Here is a 21290-nt window from a genome sequence, read left to right on the forward strand (position 1 = left end):
GGGAGTGAGGAGGCGGTGATGGCGGCACGTCGGCTGCACCCGCTGCTCCTCGACCTGTGGGTCGCGGCGCTCGCCCTGCTGCTGGTCCTGCCGGCGTACGCGCACGCCGGTCTCGGCCTCGCCGGCGACCTGGTCTTCTCCCCGCGCCAGCCGCTGACCCTGGACTCGCTGGGACTCGGCGACCGGCTGCCCCGCGCCGTACCGCTCGACGCCCTGCTCGGCCTGGCCGGCAGCGTCGTGCCGGGCGCCGTCCTCTTCCGGCTCGCCGTCGTCGCGGGCATCGCGCTGGCCGGGTCGGCCGTGCACCGTATCGTCGCCGGCGGCAGCACCGTCGCCCGGCTGGCCGCCGCGACCCTCGCGGTGTGGAACCCGTACGTCGTCGAGCGGCTCGCCCTGGGGCAGTGGGCACTCCTGCTCGGGTACGGCGCGACCTGCTGGGTCGTCCTCACCGTGGTCCGGTGGCGAGCCGCTCCGCCCAGCACGCCGTGGGCGCCGTGGGCGTGGGTCGGCCTGGCGTCCTTCACCCCGACCGGCGGCGCCATCGGCACCGTCGTCGCGGTCGTGCTCGGCGCCGGCCGGAGCACGCGGACCCGCCTGCTGCTCGTCGGCTGCCTGGCGCTCCAGCTGCCCTGGGTGCTGCCCTCGCTCCTGGGAGCCGGTGGGGGGACCGGTGACCCGACCGGCGTGGTCGCCTTCCGGGCCGGCCCGGACACGCCGGGCGGCACGCTCGTCAGCCTGCTCGGGCTGGGCGGGATCTGGGACCTCGAGAGCGTGCCGACCTCGCGCTCCTCGATGCTCGGCGTCCTGGCGGCGGTGCTCGCCGTGACCGCGGTCGTGCTGGCCTGGCGCCGGCTCCCGCCCGGCGTCGGCCGGTTGCTGCCGATCGCCCTCGGCGGCCTGCTGCTCGCCTGGGCGGCCCGGCTGCCCGGGCTCGACGAGGTCGTCCGGTGGGTCGTGACCGACGTGCCGGGCGGCGGCTTGGTCCGGGACTCGCAGAAGTGGGTGCTCCCGTGGGTGGTCCTGGTCGCCGTGTCTTTCGGCGTCCTGGTCGACCGGGTGCGTGAGCTGGTCGCCCGGCGCGACGCAGGTCTCGCAGCCGTCGCTGGGATCGTCGGCGTCGTGCTGCCGTTGGTGCTGCTGCCCGACGCCGCGTCGACGACCTGGCCGACGACGACCCCGGTCACCTATCCGCGCGACTTCGACACCGTCCGCAGCGAGCTCGCCGACGACCCCGACCACGGTGCGATGCTGCTCCTGCCCTGGCGCGCCTACCGGGCGTTCGAGTGGGGTGGCGATCGGACGGCGAACGACCCGGCGTACGCCTGGTTCGACGTGCCCCTCATCGGCTCGACGGCGCTGCCCGTGGGGGACCAGGTCGTGGGCGAGGACGATCCCGATCTCGCCGCCGACGTCGCGGCCGCGCTGGACGGGGCGGACCGGGCGGCGGCGCTGGCCGACCTCGGCGTCGGCTGGGTGCTGGTCTACCCCGACGACCCGGATGCGCCCGACGTCGACCTCGATGGTCTGGACCTGGTCGTCGACGGTGGCGACCTCCAGCTGTGGCGGGTGCCGGGCGCGGTGGCGGACCGCGACGGCGTGAGCGCGTGGGTCGTCATCCTGGTCGTCGGTGTGGACGTGGCCGTCCTGTTGTTCTGGATCTTTGCGTGCGTGTCCGCACTATGGCGTCGATCACCTGATAGCCTTCCCGCGTTCCGGACTGATCGGGACGAGTGGGCCTAGGGAGGGCAGTGTCGATGGTGGGTTTCTTCGGTAGCGGTTGGCTGGTCACGTTCGTGGGCCCGGTCGTGGCCGGTGGCCTCCTCGCGTTCCTCGCCTCGTTCGGCGTGGTCTACAGTCAGACCTCGGCGCCGTCGACCAACCCGGCCGACAAGGCGATCCTCACCTACGGCACGAACTGAGCCGTCCGGTCCTCGACCTCAGGGTCGGACCACGCGCCCGAGCACGTCGCTGAACGCGGCGGCCGAGTCGTCCCAGCTGTAGGCCGCTGCGTGCCGCCGCGCGTCGCGTGACATCGCCGCGAGGCGCTCCGGGTCCGCCAGCAGGTCGCGCACCGCAGCGGTCATCGCCGGCCGGTCCGCCACCAGCAGCCCCGTGCGGCCGTCGACGATGGCCTCGGTGACCCCGCCGGCCGACCGGTAGGCGATCGTCGGCGTCCCCTGGACGCCGGCCTCGACGATGCTCAGGCCCCACCCCTCGCGGGTCGAGGGCAGCAGCGCGATCCAGGCCCGCCCGAGCAGGGCGTCGCGCTCGGCGTCGGGCACGTGCCCGTGCCAGGTGACGAGGTCGGCGACGCCGACCTGCGCGGCGTACGCCGTGAGCTGGTCGGCCCACCAGCCGTCCCCGATGACGTCCAGGCGCAGGTCGGGGTGGTCGGCGCGCAGGTCGGCCAGCGTCTCGAAGGCGTGCTCGATCTGCTTGTGCGGGACCAGGCGGGCCAGCACGCACAGCAGGGGCGTCGGCGACGTCTCGCTCGCGACGGGGAACGAGCCGGTGCCGTTGTGCACCACGGTCACGTCCTCGATCCCGAGGGCGAGGAGGTCGTGGCGCGAGGGCTCCGAGACGGTCACCATCGGGACGTGGCGGTAGAGCGCCGGTGTCACCGCGGACTCCACCCACCAGCCGACCCGGCCCTTGAGGCCGGGGTAGATGAGCGACCACTGGCTCTGGTGGAGGTGGTGGACGACGGCCAGCAGGCCACGCCGACGCACCAGGCGGGCGCCGAACGGCAGGCCGTTGATGACCTCGACGACCGCCTCCGAGCGGCGGCCCTCGCGGGAGAGCAGGTAGGCCAGGCCGTGCAGGTAGACCGTCAGCCGGCCGCCGCGGCGCCGGATCAGCACGCCGTCCCTGGTCGACCGGGCGGTGGAGCCCGCGGGACGGGAGGTCACCAGGGTCACCCGGTGCCCCGCCGCCACGAGCCGGCGGCTGATCTCGTGGACGAACACCTCCGAGCCGCCGGCGTCGGGGTGCTCCGCGTCGCGCCAGGAGAGGACGGTGACCTGCACGTGCGCGTCAGTCGGAGGGCAGGTCGACGCCCGCGGCCCGGGCGACCCGCTGGCACAGGGGGAGCGGCAGCGTCGTGGCCGGCGTGACGACGATGCCGCGCTCGGCCTGCTCCGCGTCCGATGACTGCGGCGTGAGCTCCAGGAAGCTGTGCTGCATCACCCAGTCGTCGCTCCAGGACGTGGTCGCCAGGTAGCCGGCGAACCCACCGGGCTCCGAGCTGATCTCGCTGTACCCGATCTCGGACAGGTTGCGGGCGCCGACCCGGACGGTCGTGCCGGGCACGAGGTCGAACGGCTGCGCGGCGTACGACCCGCCGGAGTTCGTGATGTCGATGCGACCCTGGGTCCCGCCGAGGTAGTCCTCGATGACCTCGAAGCTCACGGTCGTGCCGTCGTCGGCCGACGACTGCATGATCGGGTAGCGACCGGGCTCGGGCTTCGACCCGATCCGGATGTCGACGGCGGTGTCGCGCTCCTGCACGAGCACCCACGGCTCGCTGGTCTCGCCCGTGTTGAGGTAGAGCGCGTCGCAGTCGCCACGGATCCAGAGGTCGTCGGCGCTGCCTCCGCTCGGCAGCCCGGGGTCGGCGTGCACGAGCCGGGCGAAGCCTGACGTGCCCCCGCTGAGGTCGACCTGGTGGCCGACGTAGTGCTCCAGGGGCGCACCGCGGTAGGTGATCGCCGTCGTGTAGTTGGCGGTCGCCGCGTTGCTCGCGGCGCCGAAGAGCGTGAGGGCGAGGGCGAGGCCGACGACCCCGACCTTGCCGCCGCGAGGCCACCGCGCCGCCCAGCCGCCGACCGCCTGGGCGCCCACGCAGCCGCCGACGACCAGGATCGGGATGAACTCGCTGGTGTAGCGGTAGGCGACGTACCCGTAGAGCATCACGCCGGCGGTGACGAGGAGGGCGCCGACCCAGATCAGCCGGACGGCGCGGGCCTCCTGGCTGGGCAGGCGGCGGAACAGCATCGGGATGCTGACCAGCGTGAGCAGCAGCGGGAACAGCATGAACGCCGTGACGCTGCCGGTCCGGTAGCTCTGGTCGAGCACCGCGCCGTACCCCTGGGCCGGCTCGGCCGGGAACGAGATCCACGGGAAGTAGTCCGTGAACCGGATGCCGGCCGGGTTGAAGTAGTTGGCCAGCGACGACGGGAAGAACTGGAAGCCGACCAGCGAGCCGCCGTTGGCCTCCAGCGCCTCGCGGCGGTGCGAGTTGAGCTGGGTCCACTCCTGGGACTCGAGCGGGAAGAGGAACGGGTGCCGGAAGCGGATGTAGTTGACCGTGACGGCCGCGAGGAAGGGGACCAGGGCCGCGGCGAGCACGGCCAGAGCGGCCCGGCGGCGCCCGGGGTGCAGCCGGCCGCTCAGCATCCACACCGCCAGCCCGACAGCCGCGATCGTGGTCGCCCACCCGCCCGTGGTGCGGGTCAGGGCGGAGATCGCCAGGAAGAGGAAGAGCCACGCGATCGCCGACCGGCTCGGCTCCCGTGCGACGCGCAGGATCCAGTAGAGGCTGCCGACCACCGCGGCCATCGACCACAGGTAGACCTCGTGGTAGACCCACGGCAGCGACGCGTCGAAGGCGACGACGCTGCCGCCGGTGATCGAGGCGAGGAAGAGCCCCGCGACGACCGCCTCCGTGCGGGACAGCTCCTGGGGGCGGCCCATCGACCGGCGTACCAGCCAGAACAGCTTGGCCAGCATGACGGCGAAGATGATCCAGGCGATCCCCATCGAGATCAGCGAGAGCTTGCCGTCGAAGTCCGTGGTGACGACCTGGACGGGCATGCGGAGCAGCGCGGGGAAGATGCCGTAGTACATGTAGGAGTGACCGCGGACGTTGAACGCCTCGATGCCGAGCTGGTCGGCGGGGACCCACAGGTGACCGTGCCGCAGTGCCTCGGCCTGGATGTCGAAGAAGTTCGACGCGAACCCGAGCCCGTTCGCCTGGCGCTGGAGGTTCGTCGAGAAGTCGAGCAGCAGGACGTAGAAGACGATGGCTCCCGACCCGAGACCGAGGCCGGTCGCCCAGGCGGCGCGACGCCGGCTGCGCGGGTCCAGACCCGGTGCGGAGGTCGCCTGGGTCGGGCGACCCGGCGCGGGGCGCGCGGTGTTCAGCGTCGTCACGAAGTGTCTCTCGTCAGGGTGCGGCCGGCTCTGGCGAACGCCGCTGCCGGGGTGGGGATCCGGCACATGATAGGCACCTCAGAGGCAGAAAAACCGAAGCTGCGCGTTGTCCCTACGCGCCAGTCACATTGGTGTACTCTCCGTCACACTTGTTGGTGGGGAGCCTGGGAGGGGCGCTGCGTGCGTAAGACGCTTACTGCTGTTCTGATTCTATTGGGAGCCTTCTTCCTGATCATGGCAGCCATGCTCAAGTTCTACGTGGGACCGGGCCTGCTGAAGACGCCGCTGAACGTCGACACGACGACTCTTCTGGACGGTACAGCCACGCTGGGTGCCGACCCGTCGTTCCCGGTGAAGGCGACCAGCATCACCCGCGCTGACTCGGACAAGTCCGACAGCAAGGTGATCGTGTGGGCGAACTCGTCGTGTGTCGTCAAGGACGTCGACGACCCGCCGAACTGCGTGGACGCGGACGACCCGCAGCAGCGACTGCTGACGGCGTCGACGGACACGTTCGCGACGGACCGGGTCACGGCGCTCGCCGTCAACGACCGCAAGTACATCGGCGCCGACGCCACGCCGAAGGAGGGACTGGTCAACAAGTTCCCCTTCGAGACGAAGAAGCAGACCTACCCCTACTGGGACGACACCTCGGGCAAGGCGGAGAACGCCGTCTACCAGGGTGAGACCACGATCGACGGCGTGAAGACCTACCACTTCCAGGTGGTCATCACCGACGTGCCGGCCGAGCTCACCGATGGTGTCGAGGGCACCTACTCGAACACGATCGACATCTACGTGGAGCCGCTCACCGGCGACATCCTCAACCAGACGCAGGAGATGAACCAGGTCACCGACGACGGTGCCAACTTCCTGACGCTGAGCCTGGGCTTCACCGACGCCCAGATCAAGGACAGCGCGAGCGGCTCGCAGGACAACCTGGACAAGCTCAAGCTGATCCGCACCACGCTGCCGATCGTCTCGCTGATCGTCGGCCTGCTCGCCCTGATCGGCGGCATCATCCTGCTCCGCACGGGCCTCAACCGGCCCGAGGACACGGAGGCGGCGCCGGCCAGGGAGTCGGAGACCGTCTGACGCTCCACACCGCACGAGCTGCGTTCGGCCCCGGGACATCGTCCCGGGGCCGAGCTCATTTCCCCGGACGTCAGGTCAAGGACCCCGACCGTCGAGCCGGCGCCAGTTGTCCACGGCGCAGAAACTGGCGCCGGGTCGACTGAAAACTGGCGCCGGGTGGGCTGAAAACTGGCGCCGGGTCGCGTCTAGTCGTCGCGGCCGAGGCCGGCGACCCGCTCGCAGACCGCCGGGGCGGGCCCCCAGCCGGCCAGCAGGGTGAGCCCCAGCTCGTCGGCATCCAAGGGCGCCGAGAGCACCGGCACGAGTCGGACCGGTCGGTAGTACCAGTCGGCGTCGTGGTCGACCGAGAGCAGCGCGCCCACCTGGGTCCCCGGGTCCGTGTAGACCCGGAAGTACTCGAGAGCGGTGTCGTTCTCGATCCGGATCGACAGCCGGCCCTGCGACCGGTCGTGCCAGGGCCCGTCGATGTCGGGTTCGTCGGGACGGGACAGGATGACGCGGATCTGGCCGCGCGAGCTCGACTCGAGCGAGATCCAGGCGCCGTTGGTCAGGTCGACGAGGCGGATCCTGCCCGAGGCCGGCGCACCCGTGGGGTCGATCACGAAGTTGAGGTCGCGGGCGGCGACGGTCGCCCACGGGCGGTACGCGTCGCCGGTGTTCAGGTAGAGGGACGCGCAGTCGTCGAGAACGAGGAGCTCGTCGGTCGGCCCGTCGGCCGGGATGTCGGTGTCGTGGTGGACCATCTCGCCGAGGGATCCGCCGCTCAGGGTCGCCTGGAGGTCGACGTAGCGGACCAGGTCGTCGCCGGCCGCCGCTACGGCGGCGGTCGCGTAGCCGACCGCGAGGTGTGCGGCGATCGCGAACGCGGTCGCCGCGGTACCGGCGGCCAAGAGCACCTTTGCCGCCGTCGTTCGCCCGGTCGCCCAGCGGCAGACGACCGCCGTTCCGATCGCGCCGCCGATCACCAGGGCCGGCACGAAGTCGGTGACGTAGCGGAACGAGTAGTAGCCATAGGCCATCACACCGCCGCTGAGCAGCACGCCCGCGGCGAGCGGGAAGAGCAGCACGCGCTCCTCGGCGCGGGTACGCCGCCGCAGCAGCGCGACCGTCGCGAGGACGGTGAGCAGCAGGAGGAGGGACATGAACATCGTGACGCTGCCGGTGCGGTAGGACTGGTCGATCACGACGTCGCCGTACGCGCGGGCCGGGTCGGCCGGCAGCGTGATCCACGGGAACCACGGGACGAACCGGATGCCGAGGCCGAAGTAGGCCACCAGGCTGGTCGGGAAGAACTGGACGCCGGTCAGACTGCCGCCGTTGGCGGCGAGCGCTTCGCGTCGGTGCTCGTTGACCGTCGTCCAGACCTGGTCGGTCAGGGGGTGCATGTAGACGCTGTCGAACTTGAGCTCGCTGATCGCGACCCCGACGAGGAGCGGGAGCACTCCGGCCAGCGCGAGCTGCCACCAGATCCTGCGGTCGATGGCCCGGGCCCGCCCCGAGGCCACGTACACCGCGATCGCGATCGCCGTGAGGCCGGCGGCGATGCCCTCGGTGGGTCGGGTGAGGACGCAGAGCAGGACGAGGGCGCCGAGCCACCGGACCGACAGGTGCTCGCCGTCGTGGAGGACGCGCACCATCCAGTACATCGCCCCCACGGCGGCCGCTGCCGCCCAGACGTACGCCTCGTGGTAGACCCAGGGGAGTGAGGCGTCGTAGGTGAGCGTCGTGCCGCCGGTGGCCGCGGCGAGGAACACGGCGGCGAACGCCGCGTCCTTCCGTCCGGGTGTCTCGCGCTGGGTGACGATCCGCATGACCAGCCACAGCAGGCGGGTCGTCATCGTCGCGAAGAGGATCCAGGCGAGCGCCATCGACACCAGGCTGAGTCGGCCGTCGAAGTCGTGGGTGACCATCTGCACCGGCATCCTCAGCAGCGCCGGGAACATCGGGAAGTACATGTAGGTGTGACCGTCGTGGACGATCCCCTCGATGCTCAGGCTGCCCGTGGGCACGCTCAGGTGGCCGTTCAGCAGGGCCGTGGCCTGGATGTCGTAGAGGTTCGACCAGTAGCCGGGGTCGCTGGCGGTCCGGCCGAGGTCACGGGAGTAGTTGAGCAGGCTGAGGAAGAACGCGAGGCCCCCGATACCGAGGCCGACGACGGTCCCGAGGGTGGTGGTGCTGACGCGCCGGAAACCGGCTGCGGTCACGCGCGCTCCAGCCGGTAGAGCCACTGGTAGGTGAACAGCTGCGGCCAGAGCCGCATCATGTTGTGGTCCACGGACGTCGCGGTCGCCGCGGCCCGCTCGTGGCTCGCGCCGAGCGCGTGGAACGGCGTGCCGACGGCGGCCCGGTCGATGATCCGCATGCCGCAGGCGTCGAACATCCGCTCGACGCTCTTGCGGGTGAAGAACCGGACGTGGCCACGGTCGAGCGGCCCACGCTGGTCGTAGTCGAACCGGCCCAGGGTGATCCGGCCGCGCGGGTACCAGTGGTTGAAGTTCGGCACCGACACCAGGATCTCGCCGTCCTCGGTCATGTGGTCGCGCAGGTCGGTGAGCAGCTCGTGCGGCTCGAGGACGTGCTCGAGGATGTCACCGGCGACGACGTAGTCGAAGTCGCGCGGGACCGAGCTCGGCAGCGGCTGGTTGAGGTCCGCCTCGAGGAACTCGTGCACGCGGCCCGCGAGCCCGTCGTGCTTGGTCTTGTCGATGCCGACGACGTGGTGGCCCATCGCGACCACGTGGGCGGCGAAGCGGCCGTCGAAGCAGCCGGCGTCGAGGACCCGGCCGCGCGGCTTGGCGTCGAGCCAGTTGAGAAGCACGCCGTGGGAGCCGTGCACGGTCTTGAGGGCGTAGTGGTCGGGCTCCGCCTCGGTGACGCCGCCGCCGAAGCCGCGCTGGTGCGCCCAGTGGCGTACGACGTCCGTCGTGACGTCCTTGGCGTACTTGACCCCGTCGACGTAGCAGATCTCGTCACCGTAGTACGTCGGGATCGGGCACTCCGCGATGCGCTTCTTGGCGCTCGCGAGGCCGAGGATGATCTCGGTGTCGAAGTCGAACCCGTCGGAGTAGGTGTCGAGGGGCAGCTCGGCGAGGGCGTCCACGCGGTAGGCCCGGTAGCCGCTGTGCCACTCGCTCAGCTCGAGCCCGGTCAGCTGGTTCTGGAACTGGGTGAGGATCTTGTTGCCGACGTACTTGTAGAGCGGCATGCCGCCCTTGAGCGCCTGGCGCGGCTCCATCATGCGCGAGCCGAAGGACGCGTCCGCGTCGCCGGAGACCAGCGGGGCGACGATGTCCTCGATCACCTCGGGGGCGTACTGGCCGTCGCCGTGGAGGAGCACCACGATGTCCAGCCCGTGCTCGATCGCCCAGCGGTAGCCGGCCTTCTGGTTGCCGCCGTAGCCGAGGTTGGTCTCGTGGCGCACGACGGTCAGCGGCCACTGCGTCCGGCTGCGGAAGTCGACCGCCACCTCGTAGGTGTCGTCGTTGCTCGCGTCGTCACACACCAGGATGTGGTCGAGCGTCTCGACGAAGGAGTCAGGGAGCCGCCCGAGCGTCTTCGCGACGGTGGCCGAGGCGTTGTACGCCACGACCAGGATGCCGATCCGCGGGTGGACCGCGGCCTCGGCGGACGTGCTCGGTTGGCTGCTCAACAGGTGGCTCCCTCTCCTGTCGCCGGTCTGGGACCACCGGCGAACTCCCCAAAGTCCCGCTGAGTGTAAGGCACACCACATCGCGATGTTGGCACTTAGGATGTGCGCCATGACCGACCCGGCTGTGCTGAATCTCGACGCCCTCCGCGCGCGCCTTCCCGAGCTGAAGGAGCAGTATGCGACGGGCCACCCGTTCCCCCACATCGTGATCGACGACGTGCTCACCGACGAGGCGTTCGCGGTGGCCGTCAAGGAGTTCCCGGGGATCGACGACGAGTTCTGGCGCGGCTACCTGCACGTCAACGAGGCGAAGTACTGCAACATCTACCCGGACACCTGGAGCCCGGCGCTCCAGGACATCGCCCGGGCGCTGACGTCCCCGGAGCTGGTCGGCTTCCTCGACGAGCTCACCGGCATCGACAACCTGATCCCGGACTGGACCATGGACGGCGGCGGTCTGCACCAGACCCTGCGCGGCGGGCACCTCAACATCCACACCGACTTCTCCACCCACCACACCCACGAGAACTGGGCGCGGCGGGTCAACATCCTGCTCTACCTCAACGACGAGTGGGACGAGTCGTGGGGCGGCAAGCTGGAGCTCTGGGACGAGGACATGACGGCCTGCCAGGCCACGGTGACCCCCAAGGGCAACCGGATGCTGGTCTTCACCACGGACGAGCGCAGCTTCCACGGCCACCCGGACGGCCTCGAGTGCCCGGACGACGTGGCCCGGCGCAGCATGGCGCTCTACTACTTCACCGAGGAGGAGAGCACCGTCCGGCGCTCGACGTACTACCGGGCCCGCCCGGAGGACGGCGCGCGCAAGTACATCATCGCCGCGGACCGCAAGGCGGTCGACCTCTACGACCGCGCCAAGCGCCGCCTCGGGCTCTCGGACGAGACCACGCAGCGCTTCCTCGAGCGCCTGCACCGCCTGCGCGGCAAGTCGCCCAAGTCGGACTAGCCGACCCGCGTCTTCTCGCGCTTCGGCGCGGGCGCCCAGATCACCCGAGCCCACGCACCGGGCCGGGCGGCTCCACGCTCGCGCGCGTAGGTCACCAGCCCGCGCGACCTCGCCTCCTGCCACCACGAGGCGGCGAGCACGCCCGAGATGGGCTGCTCGATCAGCCGCTCGCACACCCGCGAGATCGCCCAGGTGGCGGCCAGGGCGACCAGGACGCTCCAACCCCACCAGGACCAGTGCTCGGTGTGACGGTGGACGAAGTGGAAGATCGGCAGGTGCCACACGTAGAGCACCAGCGACATAGCGCCGAGGCGCACCAGCACGGGGTGGCTCATCAGGCGGAAGCGGGACGGGGCGGGGTCGTGCTGCGTCATCGCGACCGAGACGACGTACACGGCGACCAGAATCTCGAGGAACGTCCCACCCCAGCCCATGTAGCCGTCGTCGGTGTCGCACCACATGAGGGTCGGGAGCATCAGGACCAGGCTCACGGGCCCGATCCAGCGGTAGGCGGGCTGGTTGCGCGGCAGATAGGTGACGACCGCGGCAGCGAGCGCGCCGATGATGAACGCGTCCATCCGTACGCTCGTGCGGTTGAGCACCGTCCAGATGACCTCCGTGTTGTAGGCGTGGAAGCGCCACCACACGAGGAGGAGGAAGAGGCCGGCCAGGCTGAGCGCGAGACCGAGCGGGCGTCGTCGGAGCAGGTAGGCCAGGAGGGCGAAGCAGACGAACGCCTGCATGTCCACTGACAGGTACCAGAGGTGGCCGAGGTCCGCCCGGGTCTGCAGGAAGGAGTCCTGGACGTACCAGTTGTACGTGTAGGTGATCGAGTGCAGGAGCGTCGAGCGGTTGGTGTCCTTCGAGGCCGTGTCGGTGTCGTCGATGGCGGCGACGACCATGAGGGCGACGAGCATCGCGATCAGGGCGGGGGCCACCCGGATGACGCGGCGCGCCAGGGAGATGACGGGCTGCATCCGGGGCAGGCCGCTGGGATGCGCGAGCCCGCGGTAGGAGACGAACCCGGAGACGACCAGGAAGACCGTCACCGCCGAGTTGCCGCTGCGGAAGAGTGGGCGGACCCACTCGTGGGTGTCGATGAAATCCATCGGCCACAGCACCCAGCCGTGGGACAGGACCACGAGCACGATGGCGATGCCGCGCAGCCCGTCGAGCTCGCGGAGGCGACGACGGCTCTCCACCGCTGATTCGGACATGCGGTGAAGTGTAAGCAGCAGCTTCGCCGTCGGCGGCGATAACTCCGGCTAGGGTGTCGGCGCTGCTGTCGACAGGGTGGGACGCAATGACTGAGACCAGGGACTCGGCGCCCTCCAGGCGCGCCGAGCGCGTGCCGTCGCGACTGGACGGTCGGCTCCCGGAGATCGTCCTCGTGATCGGGCTGGTGCTCCAGCTCGGTCTTGCCCTCTGGTTCGTGCGTGGCATGTGGTTCGACCTCGACGCCTGGGGCTACCTGGTCGAGCAGCCGGCGATCCCGGGAGTCGTCGACCGGCTGCTGGACGCCCATGCGGGTCACTGGTCGACGATCACCTATCTCTGGTACCAGCTGCTGTTCGCCGTGGTCGGCATGCACAGCTACTGGCCCTACGTGCTCGCCACCGTCTTCCTCCACCTCGCGATCTGCGTGGTCATGTGGTGGCTGCTGGTCCGGCTGGGCTGCTCCCGGTGGCTCGCCACCGGCACGGTGTGGCTCATCATCTTCCTCGGTGCGGGCGCCCAGGGGTTCCTGTGGGACGCCGCCATGCCGCCGGCGCTGTCGACGCTCCTGGGTCTTCTCGCGCTCGCCGTCGTCCTGACACGCGGCGACCGCAGGTCGAGCCGCGTCGTGGGGGCAGTGCTGATCCTGCTGTCGGTGATGACCTCGGGCGTCGGCGTGGCGGCAGGCTGCCTCGTCGGCGTCTACCTCGCGCTCGAGGGCCGGATCAGGACCGCCGTGTGGGTCGTCGGGCCCTCCGCGGTCGCCTTCGTGGTCTGGTACGCCGTCTACGGCCGTGGCGACGCCGTCCCCACCGCGCACTGGAACTACGCCCGGTTGCCGGAGTTCGTCTGGACCGGTCTGACCTCCGCCTTCGGGCAGGCCACCGCCATCCCGAACGCGGGCGCGCTGCTGCTGCTCGGGGTTGTCGGGACCACCGTGTTCGCGCCGCGGATCCCGTTACAGCTGCGGAACTTCGCGATCGCGGGCATCGTGGCGGCAGTCCTCCATATGACCCTGACCGGCGTGGCGCGGATCGGGTTCGGGATCGAGACCGCGAGCTCCAGCCGCTACCTCTACCTCGTGCTGGTCCTCGCCGCTCCGGCGATCGCGGGCTGTCTGATCGCCGTGGCGGGGCTCCCTCTCCAAGTGCCGCCGCTCGTCGCCGTCCTCGCGGTCGGCGCCCTGCTCGTCGCCTACACGGTGACGGCTATCTTCCAGCAGCAGGACTTCACCGGCCGTCAGGGGGGTTACGGCGGGGTGTGGAAGCACTGGGTGGCCGGGACGCTCGCGGCGACCGCCGAGGGCGAGAAGATCCTGACGCCTGGACCGGCCGACCCGCTGGCGGGCGGCAGCGACTTCCGTCTGCTGCAGTCGCCGCGGTTCGAGGACGCCGTGCCGATGAGCGCGCGCACCGCCCAGGCGCGACTGGACGCCGAGAGCGAGTTCTTCGTGGGAGTCGGTCCGGACACCTACGACCTCTTCCAGCCGGCCGACATCACCTTCACCGGCGGGTTCGTCGGAGACTTCAAGCCCGGCGCCACCTGCAACACCTACCCGGCCGTCGCGTTCGCCCCGAGCCTGGAGCTCGCGCTGGGGGAGAAGGGCAACGAGATCGGCGTGCGGAGCGACAGCACCGAGGTCACGACCCAGGTCCGGCGCGACGGCGTGCTCGGCCGGAAGCGGATCTGGGAGGTCGAGCCGGGGGACATCCACATCGCCAGCACGGCGAAGGACGCGGACCTCCTCGTCACCTTCAACCATGGTGGCGACTTCACGCTCTGCACCAACTGACACCGCGCCGCCCTACGATAACCGACATGCTCAGCGACGAGCGGACCGCGTGGTTCGCCGAGACCTTCGACGCCCTGACCGCCAACATCGAGCTGGCCGTCCTGGGCAAGCAACGGGTCATCCGCCTGGTGCTCACCAGCCTGGTCTCCGAGGGCCACCTGCTGCTCGAGGACTACCCGGGGACGGGCAAGACGATGCTGGCGCGGGCGCTCGCCGCCACGCTCGAGGGGTCGCACGCACGGATCCAGTTCACCCCGGACCTGCTGCCCAGCGACGTCACCGGCGTGACCGTGTACGAGCAGAAGCAGGGCACCTTCGAGTTCCACCCGGGCCCGATCTTCCACGCGATCGTCCTGGCCGACGAGATCAACCGGGCCTCGCCGAAGACCCAGTCGGCGCTCCTCGAGGTGATGGAGGAGGGGCACGTCACCGTCGACGGCGTCACCCACGACGTGCCGAAGCCGTTCATGGTGATCGCGACGCAGAACCCCGTGGAGCAGGCCGGCACCTACCGGCTGCCCGAGGCGCAGCTGGACCGGTTCCTGATGAAGACCTCGCTCGGCTACCCCGACGCCGCCGCGACCGAGGAGCTGCTCGCGGGCTCGCGGATCCGCGACCGCGTCGACCTGGTGAAGCCGGTCATGGCCATCGAGAGGATCGACGAGATGAGCCGGATCGCCGACGACGTGTACGTCGACGGGGCGATCATCACCTACGTCCGGCAGCTCGCCGAGAAGTCCCGCGAGCTCCCGCACGTCCGGCTCGGGCTCTCGCCGCGCGGCTGCCTGGCGCTGATCCGGGTCACCAAGACCTGGGCCGCGTCGCAGGGCCGAGCGCACGTCGTACCGCACGACGTCTTCGAGCTCGCCCACCCCGTGCTGAGCCACCGCATCATCCTCGACGGCGAGGCGCAGTTCCGGGGGATCGGCATCGACCAGGTCGTCAACGAGCTGATGGTGAGCGTCCCGGCGCCGACCCTGCGGGCCTGACGTCGGCCCGGTCATGCGTCGCCTCCTCTCCTGGCTCACCCCCACCGGCCGCTGGTTCCTGACCCTCGGCTTCGGCTGCTACCTGCTGGACTCGCTCGGTCAGTGGCCGGTCTTCCAGATGATGTGGGTGTCACTGCTGGTCGCGGCCGTCGTCTCGATCGGGGCCGCGCTGGTCCCGGTCCGCCCCGAGTGCGACCTGGTCGTCTCGCCGGCGCGCACCGTCGTCGGCGACTCCGCCGAGGTGACCCTCCGGGCCAGGAGGCGCCGCCGACGCCTGCTGCCGTCCACCGGGTCGATCCTCGAGCTGACGGCGGGCACTGAGCGGCACCTGCTGCGGCTGCCCCGGTTGCGGCGCGACGCCGAGGTCGGGGCCAGCGTCACGGTCGTCGCCCGACGGCGCGGCGTGATCCCGGTCGGCCCGCTGCTCGGCCGGCGCCAGGACCCGCTGGCCCTGGTGCGCTGGAACGAGACCTGGTCGGACGCCTCGGAGCTGCTCGTGCTCCCGCGGATGGTGGCGGTGGACTCGTTGGTCGGTGGCGCCGTCCGCGACCAGGAGGGCATCCCGAGCGACGAGATCTCGATGAGCGACCTGGCCTTCCACGCGCTGCGTGAGTACGTGCCAGGCGACGAGCTCCGCCATGTCCACTGGCGCTCGTCGGCCAAGGCTGCGCGGCTCCAGATCCGGCAGTACCACGACACCCGGCGCAGCCACCTGACGCTGGTCCTCGACACCGCATCGTCGTCGTACGCCGACCCCGAGGACTTCGAGACGGCCGTCTCGGCGGCCGCGTCCATCGCCGCGCGCGCGGACCGCGACGGCGTCGACCTGTCGCTGCTCTGCGGTGAGCACACCGTGATCGACCGTGGCCTGGACGCGGTCCTGGACGTCTGCTGCCGGATCGAGCTCGGCGACACGGCATCGGTCGCCCGGGCCGGGCAGGACGTGCTGCGGCACGTGCCGGAGACCAGCTGGCTGGTGCTGCTGACGGGCAGCGCGACCTCGCCGGAGGTGCTGGGCGGCGTACGCCGCGACGTGCCTGCGGAGGTGTCGGTGCTCGTGATCGCAACCGACGGTGCACTGCCGACGGGGGTGGCCGACCTGGCACCGGGTCTGCGGCTCCTCCAGCTGCGCTCGCTCGGTGAGCTGGCCGGGGCGATGACCGCAGCCTCGCCGCGGGTGTTCACGTGAGCGCGCCGACCCGGCCGGTCTCGCCGCTGCTCGACCTGGTCGCCATCGTGGTGCTGGTCGCGATCGCGACCCTGGGGCTCGCGTCGACGTTCCTGGGCTGGGGCTACTTCGGCCTCGCCGTGCTCGGTGCGGTGCTGGGCATCGTCGTGGTGGCGTCGACCCTGCGCCTGCCCGGCGTGATCCTGGTCGCCGCGCTGCCGATCGTCGCCGTGCTCATCGGCGGACCGATCGCGATGCGCGAGCCCGGCGTGGAGGGCACGCTCCCGAACCTCGGCAACCCGGCGGAGGTGATGACCGGGTCGATCACCGGCTGGTACGAGCTGCTGACCACGCTTCCGTTCCTCGACCTCGAGGGCCCGCCCGCGCTGGTGCCCTTCCTCCTCGGCTATCTCGGCGCCGCCGTCGCCGCGGCGTTCGCCATCCGCGGCCGCAGCGTCGGCCTGCCGCTCGTGCCGCTGGTCGCGACCCTCGTCGTGGTCCTGCTGCTGCGCCGTCCGTACGACGAGGAGATCGGCTGGTACCCGGTCGCCTTCGCCGTCCTCATGATCTGCTGGCTGGTCGTGCGCGGCATGCGCCAGCAGGCCGGCGCGATCCCGGTCCGCGGGGGCAACACCGGTCGTCTGGTGCGGGTGGTGACCGCGGCCGCCGTCCTGCTGACCGGACTGGGCATCGGCACCTGGGTGACCTCGGGTCGACCGCCGTCGGCCGGGACGGCGCTGCGCGGCCAGATCGAGACCGTCCCCGACCTCTCCCAGCTCGACTCGCCGCTGCGGCGCTTCCGGACCTTCACCAAGCAGTCCGAGACCGGCAGCGACAACGTCCACGACAAGGTGCTGCTCACGGTGACCGGCGCCCCGGCTGGGGCGCTGCTCCGGTTCGTGACGCTCGACAGCTACGACGGCGACCAGTGGGTGCCGGCGAACGACACGATCGCCGACACCTCCGACGACTCCTTCCTGCGGATGGACTCGGAGGTCGACAACCCGACCGTCGGCACGCCCGCGCAGGTGCAGGTCGCCATCTCGAAGAACTACCGCAGCGTCTGGATCCCGACGTACGGCTCGCTGACGTCGTTGCACTTCCTGCTGGGCGAGTCCCAGGCCCGTCGCGACCAGGTCCGCTACGACCTGCCGACCTCGACGGCGCTCCTGGCGGGCGAGGTCGGGGACGACGACGACTACGAGTTCACCTCGATCGTGCCCGACGACCGGCTCACCAAGCGGATGCGTCCGTGGCGCGACGGCATCATGCACGTCGCCGGCATCCGCCGCGTCGACCCGCTGGTGCGCCCCGTGCTCGCGAGCCCGGCGTCGCGGATGGAGAAGCTCTTCGTCATGGCGCACTACCTGCGCGACGTGGGCCGGTTCAGCAGCGGCGGCGAGCCGGGGGAGTCGATGTACACCTCCGGCCACGACCTCAAGCGGCTGACCAAGGGGTTCCTGCTGGCGCCGCGCCCGGTCGGCGACGACGAGCAGTACGCCGCCGCGATGGCCATCATCGCCAACCGGCTGGGCATCCCCGCACGGGTCGTCGTCGGTGCGGTCGTGCCCCCGGGCGGGAAGGTGCGCGGCCGCAACGTGCACACGTGGGTGGAGGTCCGGATCAGCGACGGCTCGTGGCGCACGCTCTACACCGACGAGTTCATGGGCGACAAGCCGCCGCAGCCGCAGATGGAGCCGGCCGATCCTCCGACCACCGGCACCGTGAAGAACCCGCCCCGGCAGGAGGAGGTCACGCCGACCGAGGTGAAGGTGCGCGACCAGCTCGAGGAGCAGGACGAGGCCGCGCGCCGTGGCTCCGCGGTGCGGTGGGCTCCCTGGCTGCTCCTCCTACTGCTGGTCCTCGTGGTCCCGCTCGTCAAGCTCCTCGTCCGCGGTCGTCGACGGCTGCTGGGCCGGCCCTCGCAACGGCTCGCCGGGGCCTGGGAGGACCTGGTCAGCCAGGCCCGCGACCTGGGCGTGCCCGTGCGCAGCGGGGCCAGCCGCCCCGATCAGGCGCGCGTCATCGAGGCCGGCGAGGAGCTCGCCGCCCGGATCGACGACGGGGTCTTCGGCGCCACCGAGGCCGGCGCGGACGACGTGCGGGCCTGCTGGCAGGAGGCCCGGGAGTGGCGGCGCGGCCTGCGTCGCATCGCGCCGTGGCGGCGGCGGCTGTGGGCGCCGTTCAACCCCGCCTCGCTCGTGCACGGCCGAGGCGCCGAGGCCCGCTCGGCCCGCGAGGAGCCTCGGGTGAGCGCGACGGAGGACGAGCGCGATAGGGAGCCGGAGCTCGTATCGTGAGGCTCAGCGGGTGACGCGGAGGTCGGCGCCGAAGATCGCGGTGCCGGGCGTCAGCCGGCCACGGACGCCGGACCAGCCGCCCCAGACCCGCTCGTGGCCGTCCGGCCACTCGGGCTCGAGCAGCTCGGTGATCACGAAGCCGCTGCGAGCGAGCAGGGACACCCAGTCGCCGAGGGTGCGGTGGTGCTCGACGTACGCCACCACGCCGGTCGCGTCGTCGACCTCGACGTACGGCGTGCGGTCCCAGTAGGACTGGCTCGCGGTCAGGCCCTCCTCGCCCGGGTCGTCCGGGAACATCCAGCGGGTCGGGTGCGTGATGGAGAAGGCGTAGCGCCCACCCGGTCGCAGCACCCGGGCCGTCTCCGCGACGGCGCTCTCGAGGTCGCTCACGAACTGGAGCGCGCCGAACGACGAGAAGACGACGTCGAAGGAGTCGTCGGCGAAGGGGAGCGCGGTCGCGGTGCCGAGCACCGAGGGCACGCTCAGCCCGGTCTCTCCGTCGATGCGTCGCGAGTGCTGGAGCTGGCGGAAGGAGAGGTCGAGGCCGTAGGCACGCCCGCCCCGGCCGCGCACCCAGCGCGAGCACTGCCCAGCGCCGGAGCCGACCTCGAGGACGTCGCGGTCCGCGACGTCCCCGAGGATCCCGGCCTCGGCCTCGGTGAAGCCCTCGGGGCCCCAGACGAAGCCCGCGTCGCCGAGGAACTCGCCGTGCGTCGACTGGTACTCGTCGGCGTAGCGATCCCAGTCCGGGCCGTTGGCCCTCCGGGACTCCTCCTCCGAGACCGGTCGACGTTCCACCCGGACGGGGGGATGGTTCTCCACGCTGCGGAGCGTAGTCCCCCCGTCCGAGAGTGCTAGGAACGCACGCTCATCGACCGGTTCCGGCGTACGTCGCCGGGGCCGCTCTGCGGGTCGAGCGGGTCGCTCCCGACCTGCACCTCGCGTCCGTCGCTGATGCCGCCGTCGTCGGTGTCGCGGTCGCACGGGTTCGTGCGGTAGCGGGTCACCTCGGTGCCGTCCTTGAGGCCGTCCTTGTCGGTATCGGCCTTCCTCGGGTTGGTGTGGCACCGGGGGAACGACGGCGCCGACCGCAGCACCTCGCGGCCGTCGGTCAGACGATCGCGGTCGGTGTCCTTCTTCCGCGGGTTGGTGTGCGTCTTGCGGACCTCGCGCCCGTCGGTCAGCCGGTCACCGTCCGTGTCCTTCTTCCTCGGGTTGGTGTGCGTCTTGCGCACCTCACGCCCGTCCTTCAGGCCGTCCTTGTCGGTGTCGGCCTTCCGCGGGTTGGTGTGCGTCCCCCGGACCTCGCGGCCGTCGGTCAGCCCGTCGGAGTCCGTGTCCGCCTTGGTCGGGCGGGTGAGGGTGCCGTTGACCTCGCGGCCGTCGGTCAGCCCGTCGCCGTCGGTGTCGGGGTTCGTCGGATCGGTGCCCTGGTCGACCTCGTCGCCGTTGCCGAGGCCGTCGCCGTCGAGGTCGCCGGGGCTCGGCTGACCGCCACCGCCACCGCCACCGCCGGTGCCACCGCCGCTCGGCGAGTTCGGGTCGGTGCCGGCAGCGACCTCGTCGCCGTCGTTCACGCCGTCACCGTCGGTGTCGGCCTTGTCGGGGTCGGTCGGCTCGTTCCCGTGAGCGTCGTTGGCCGAGCCCGAGGTCTCCTCGTCGTCCGTCAGCCCGTCGCCGTCGCTGTCCAGCGAGCCGGCGCCACAGGCGACGCCACCCGCGGGCGCGGTGGCCGCGGCCTGGAGCGGGAAGACGTCGGTGTCGAGCACGGTCGCGCCGGCGTCGGCGCTCCCGAGGCTCGCGACGACGTGCAGGACGCTCGCGGAGGCCGATGCCCGGGTCCCGTCCACACTCTCGACGACGTCGGTCGGCTGGCCGACGCTCAGCTCGACGTGCAGGAGCGGGTTGTCCGGGGAGGTGAAGTCGACGGGACTGCCGTCAGCCGGGAGCGTCTGCTCCTGACCGGCGAGGCTGACCGTCACGGCGGGAGCGTTCCAGTCGACCTTCGCCCCGCCGTCGCGGCCACTGGCGGTCGCCGTCAGGGTGGGGGCGTCGGCCACGGCCACCCGCAGCTGCCCGTCGAGCAGTCGCAGGTCGGCGGCGCTGCCGCGGGCGGTGGAGACGACCGAGCGCGCGGCCTGACCTGTCAGGGCCGTGCTCTGGCTGGTCGACGCCGTGCCGTCGAGCGCGAGCAGGCTGCCCGCCTGGGGGAGCGGTTCGGTCGCGACGTCGGCCGTCGACACGGTCGACGTGGTGAGCGGTGCGCCGGGCGCCGGGCAGCTGGCGGCGCCGGTCCACCGGGCGTTGGCCGAGACGGACGACACCCCCAGGCCGAGCACGCCGGGCACGGACCCGTCGACCGACCGGTCGGTGGTCGGCTGCGAGTTGTCCGGCGGGGCGGCCTGCGAGACCGACGCGAGGATCGCGCCGAGGTCCTGGTCGGCGAGCGCGAGGCCGAGGTTGGTGGCCGCGGCCGACGTGCGCGGGCTGCCGCCCGTGACCGAGCCGCTGGACGCGCCGACCGAGCTCTCCGCCAGCGTCGCGACCCCGGGGACGTCGAGGGCGGACAGGTGCAGGATCTCTGCCGACGTGGTCGCGCGGACCTCGGTCGGGGGAGCGGGACTGGCTGCGGCGGCCGGCGTACCGGTCGCCGAGATGGAGTACAACGCGATCGTGCTGAGCCCGACGCCGATGGCGAGGGGTGGGTGGATTCTCATCGGACCTCCGAGGGGCCGAGAGGGGACCGGAACGCCCATGTCTCGGGTCTCGCCTCGAGCGCACCCGGAGCACAGGTGCTCGACGATGTCCGAGTTGCTCCGGCGCGGGCCGCTGTCCTGGAAGGACGACCCGCTCACCCCGACCGTACCCACGGACCCCCTTCTCATGTCACCCCACGGGGAATGGCGGGAGCCCGCCAGTTGGACGTACGTCGCGGCCCGCGCGTAGTCTTGAGGGTGCGCTGAA

At 71.5% G+C, this 21290-nt stretch carries 15 protein-coding genes; 8 read left to right on the forward strand and 7 right to left on the reverse strand.

All coding sequences use genetic code 11. From position 1 onward, the window contains the following. Window positions 1–18 precede the first annotated feature (18 nt). The gene (locus tag ACFPYL_RS11335) at window positions 19–1740 is read left to right on the forward strand and encodes a hypothetical protein (protein ID WP_379153928.1); all 1722 of its coding nucleotides are present in this window, start codon (window positions 19–21) and stop codon (window positions 1738–1740) included. Between the two features lie 8 nt (window positions 1741–1748). Next, a complete protein-coding gene (locus tag ACFPYL_RS11340) occupies window positions 1749–1919 on the forward strand; it encodes a hypothetical protein (protein WP_379153930.1) in 171 nt (56 codons plus the stop codon). An 18-nt stretch (window positions 1920–1937) separates the two neighbouring features. Here ACFPYL_RS11340 and ACFPYL_RS11345 read toward each other — a convergent pair whose 3' ends face one another. Both ACFPYL_RS11345 and ACFPYL_RS11350 read right to left on the reverse strand, forming a co-directional pair. Beyond that, window positions 1938–3026, reverse strand: a complete 1089-nt coding sequence (locus tag ACFPYL_RS11345) for a glycosyltransferase family 4 protein (protein WP_379153932.1) — start codon at window positions 3024–3026, stop codon at window positions 1938–1940. A gap of 7 nt (window positions 3027–3033) precedes the next feature. Further along, on the reverse strand, window positions 3034–5151 hold the full coding sequence (locus tag ACFPYL_RS11350; RefSeq protein WP_379153934.1) for a hypothetical protein: 2118 nt from the start codon (window positions 5149–5151) through the stop codon (window positions 3034–3036). A 66-nt stretch (window positions 5152–5217) separates the two neighbouring features. Here ACFPYL_RS11350 and ACFPYL_RS11355 point away from each other — a divergent pair, with 66 nt between their 5' ends. Then, window positions 5218–6246, forward strand: a complete 1029-nt coding sequence (locus ACFPYL_RS11355; RefSeq protein WP_379153936.1) for a DUF3068 domain-containing protein — start codon at window positions 5218–5220, stop codon at window positions 6244–6246. Window positions 6247–6431: 185 nt separating this feature from the next. Here the strand turns inward: ACFPYL_RS11355 and ACFPYL_RS11360 are convergent, their stop codons facing one another. Next, window positions 6432–8450: a hypothetical protein gene (locus tag ACFPYL_RS11360; RefSeq protein WP_379153938.1), complete on the reverse strand. Its 2019-nt coding sequence runs from the start codon at window positions 8448–8450 to the stop codon at window positions 6432–6434. Then, window positions 8447–9895 (reverse strand): glycosyltransferase, encoded by a 1449-nt coding sequence (locus tag ACFPYL_RS11365; RefSeq protein ID WP_379153940.1) that lies wholly within the window; start codon window positions 9893–9895, stop codon window positions 8447–8449. The genes ACFPYL_RS11360 and ACFPYL_RS11365 overlap by 4 nt, the downstream gene beginning before the upstream one ends. A 109-nt stretch (window positions 9896–10004) precedes the next feature. Here ACFPYL_RS11365 and ACFPYL_RS11370 point away from each other — a divergent pair, with 109 nt between their 5' ends. Continuing rightward, complete coding sequence (locus tag ACFPYL_RS11370) at window positions 10005–10862, forward strand: 2OG-Fe(II) oxygenase (RefSeq protein ID WP_379153942.1); 858 nt, start codon at window positions 10005–10007, stop codon at window positions 10860–10862. Here ACFPYL_RS11370 and ACFPYL_RS11375 read toward each other — a convergent pair. Beyond that, window positions 10859–12079 (reverse strand): acyltransferase family protein, encoded by a 1221-nt coding sequence (locus tag ACFPYL_RS11375; RefSeq protein WP_379153944.1) that lies wholly within the window; start codon window positions 12077–12079, stop codon window positions 10859–10861. The two genes, ACFPYL_RS11370 and ACFPYL_RS11375, sit on opposite strands and share 4 nt — an antisense overlap. 86 nt (window positions 12080–12165) lie before the next feature. On the opposite strand from ACFPYL_RS11375, the gene ACFPYL_RS11380 reads away from it, so the two are divergent. Genes ACFPYL_RS11380 through ACFPYL_RS11395 form a run of 4 tightly spaced genes read left to right on the forward strand, consistent with a single transcriptional unit; the run spans window position 12166 to window position 18326 of the window. Then, window positions 12166–13869 (forward strand): hypothetical protein, encoded by a 1704-nt coding sequence (locus ACFPYL_RS11380; protein WP_379153946.1) that lies wholly within the window; start codon window positions 12166–12168, stop codon window positions 13867–13869. A 26-nt stretch (window positions 13870–13895) separates the two neighbouring features. Beyond that, complete coding sequence (locus tag ACFPYL_RS11385) at window positions 13896–14858, forward strand: AAA family ATPase (RefSeq protein ID WP_379153948.1); 963 nt, start codon at window positions 13896–13898, stop codon at window positions 14856–14858. Window positions 14859–14871: 13 nt separating this feature from the next. Then, window positions 14872–16047 carry a DUF58 domain-containing protein gene (locus ACFPYL_RS11390; protein ID WP_379153950.1) on the forward strand — a complete coding sequence of 392 codons (1176 nt, stop codon included), beginning with the start codon at window positions 14872–14874 and terminating at the stop codon, window positions 16045–16047. Next, window positions 16044–18326: a transglutaminaseTgpA domain-containing protein gene (locus tag ACFPYL_RS11395; RefSeq protein ID WP_379153952.1), complete on the forward strand. Its 2283-nt coding sequence runs from the start codon at window positions 16044–16046 to the stop codon at window positions 18324–18326. Before ACFPYL_RS11390 ends, ACFPYL_RS11395 begins: the two co-directional genes overlap by 4 nt. 3 nt (window positions 18327–18329) lie before the next feature. On the opposite strand, the gene ACFPYL_RS11400 is transcribed toward ACFPYL_RS11395, so the two are convergent. Next, on the reverse strand, window positions 18330–19148 hold the full coding sequence (locus ACFPYL_RS11400; RefSeq protein ID WP_379153954.1) for a class I SAM-dependent methyltransferase: 819 nt from the start codon (window positions 19146–19148) through the stop codon (window positions 18330–18332). Window positions 19149–19180: 32 nt separating this feature from the next. Further along, window positions 19181–21043: a hypothetical protein gene (locus ACFPYL_RS11405; RefSeq protein ID WP_379153956.1), complete on the reverse strand. Its 1863-nt coding sequence runs from the start codon at window positions 21041–21043 to the stop codon at window positions 19181–19183. Window positions 21044–21290 lie beyond the last annotated feature (247 nt).

It is taken from the genome of Nocardioides hankookensis, from assembly GCF_042658885.1.
Lineage (GTDB): Bacteria > Actinomycetota > Actinomycetes > Propionibacteriales > Nocardioidaceae > Nocardioides > Nocardioides hankookensis.

Excerpts from the sequence above, each read along its gene's own strand:
- ACFPYL_RS11405 (WP_379153956.1), bottom strand. The coding sequence starts at position 21,043 with ATGAGAATCCACCCACCCCTCGCCATCGGCGTCGGGCTCAGCACGATC.
- ACFPYL_RS11390 (WP_379153950.1), top strand. The coding sequence starts at position 14,872 with ATGCGTCGCCTCCTCTCCTGGCTCACCCCCACCGGCCGCTGGTTCCTG.
- ACFPYL_RS11380 (WP_379153946.1), top strand. The coding sequence starts at position 12,166 with ATGACTGAGACCAGGGACTCGGCGCCCTCCAGGCGCGCCGAGCGCGTG.
- ACFPYL_RS11355 (WP_379153936.1), top strand. The coding sequence starts at position 5,218 with ATGATAGGCACCTCAGAGGCAGAAAAACCGAAGCTGCGCGTTGTCCCT.
- ACFPYL_RS11335 (WP_379153928.1), top strand. The coding sequence starts at position 19 with ATGGCGGCACGTCGGCTGCACCCGCTGCTCCTCGACCTGTGGGTCGCG.
- ACFPYL_RS11375 (WP_379153944.1), bottom strand. The coding sequence starts at position 12,079 with ATGTCCGAATCAGCGGTGGAGAGCCGTCGTCGCCTCCGCGAGCTCGAC.
- ACFPYL_RS11370 (WP_379153942.1), top strand. The coding sequence starts at position 10,005 with ATGACCGACCCGGCTGTGCTGAATCTCGACGCCCTCCGCGCGCGCCTT.
- ACFPYL_RS11385 (WP_379153948.1), top strand. The coding sequence starts at position 13,896 with ATGCTCAGCGACGAGCGGACCGCGTGGTTCGCCGAGACCTTCGACGCC.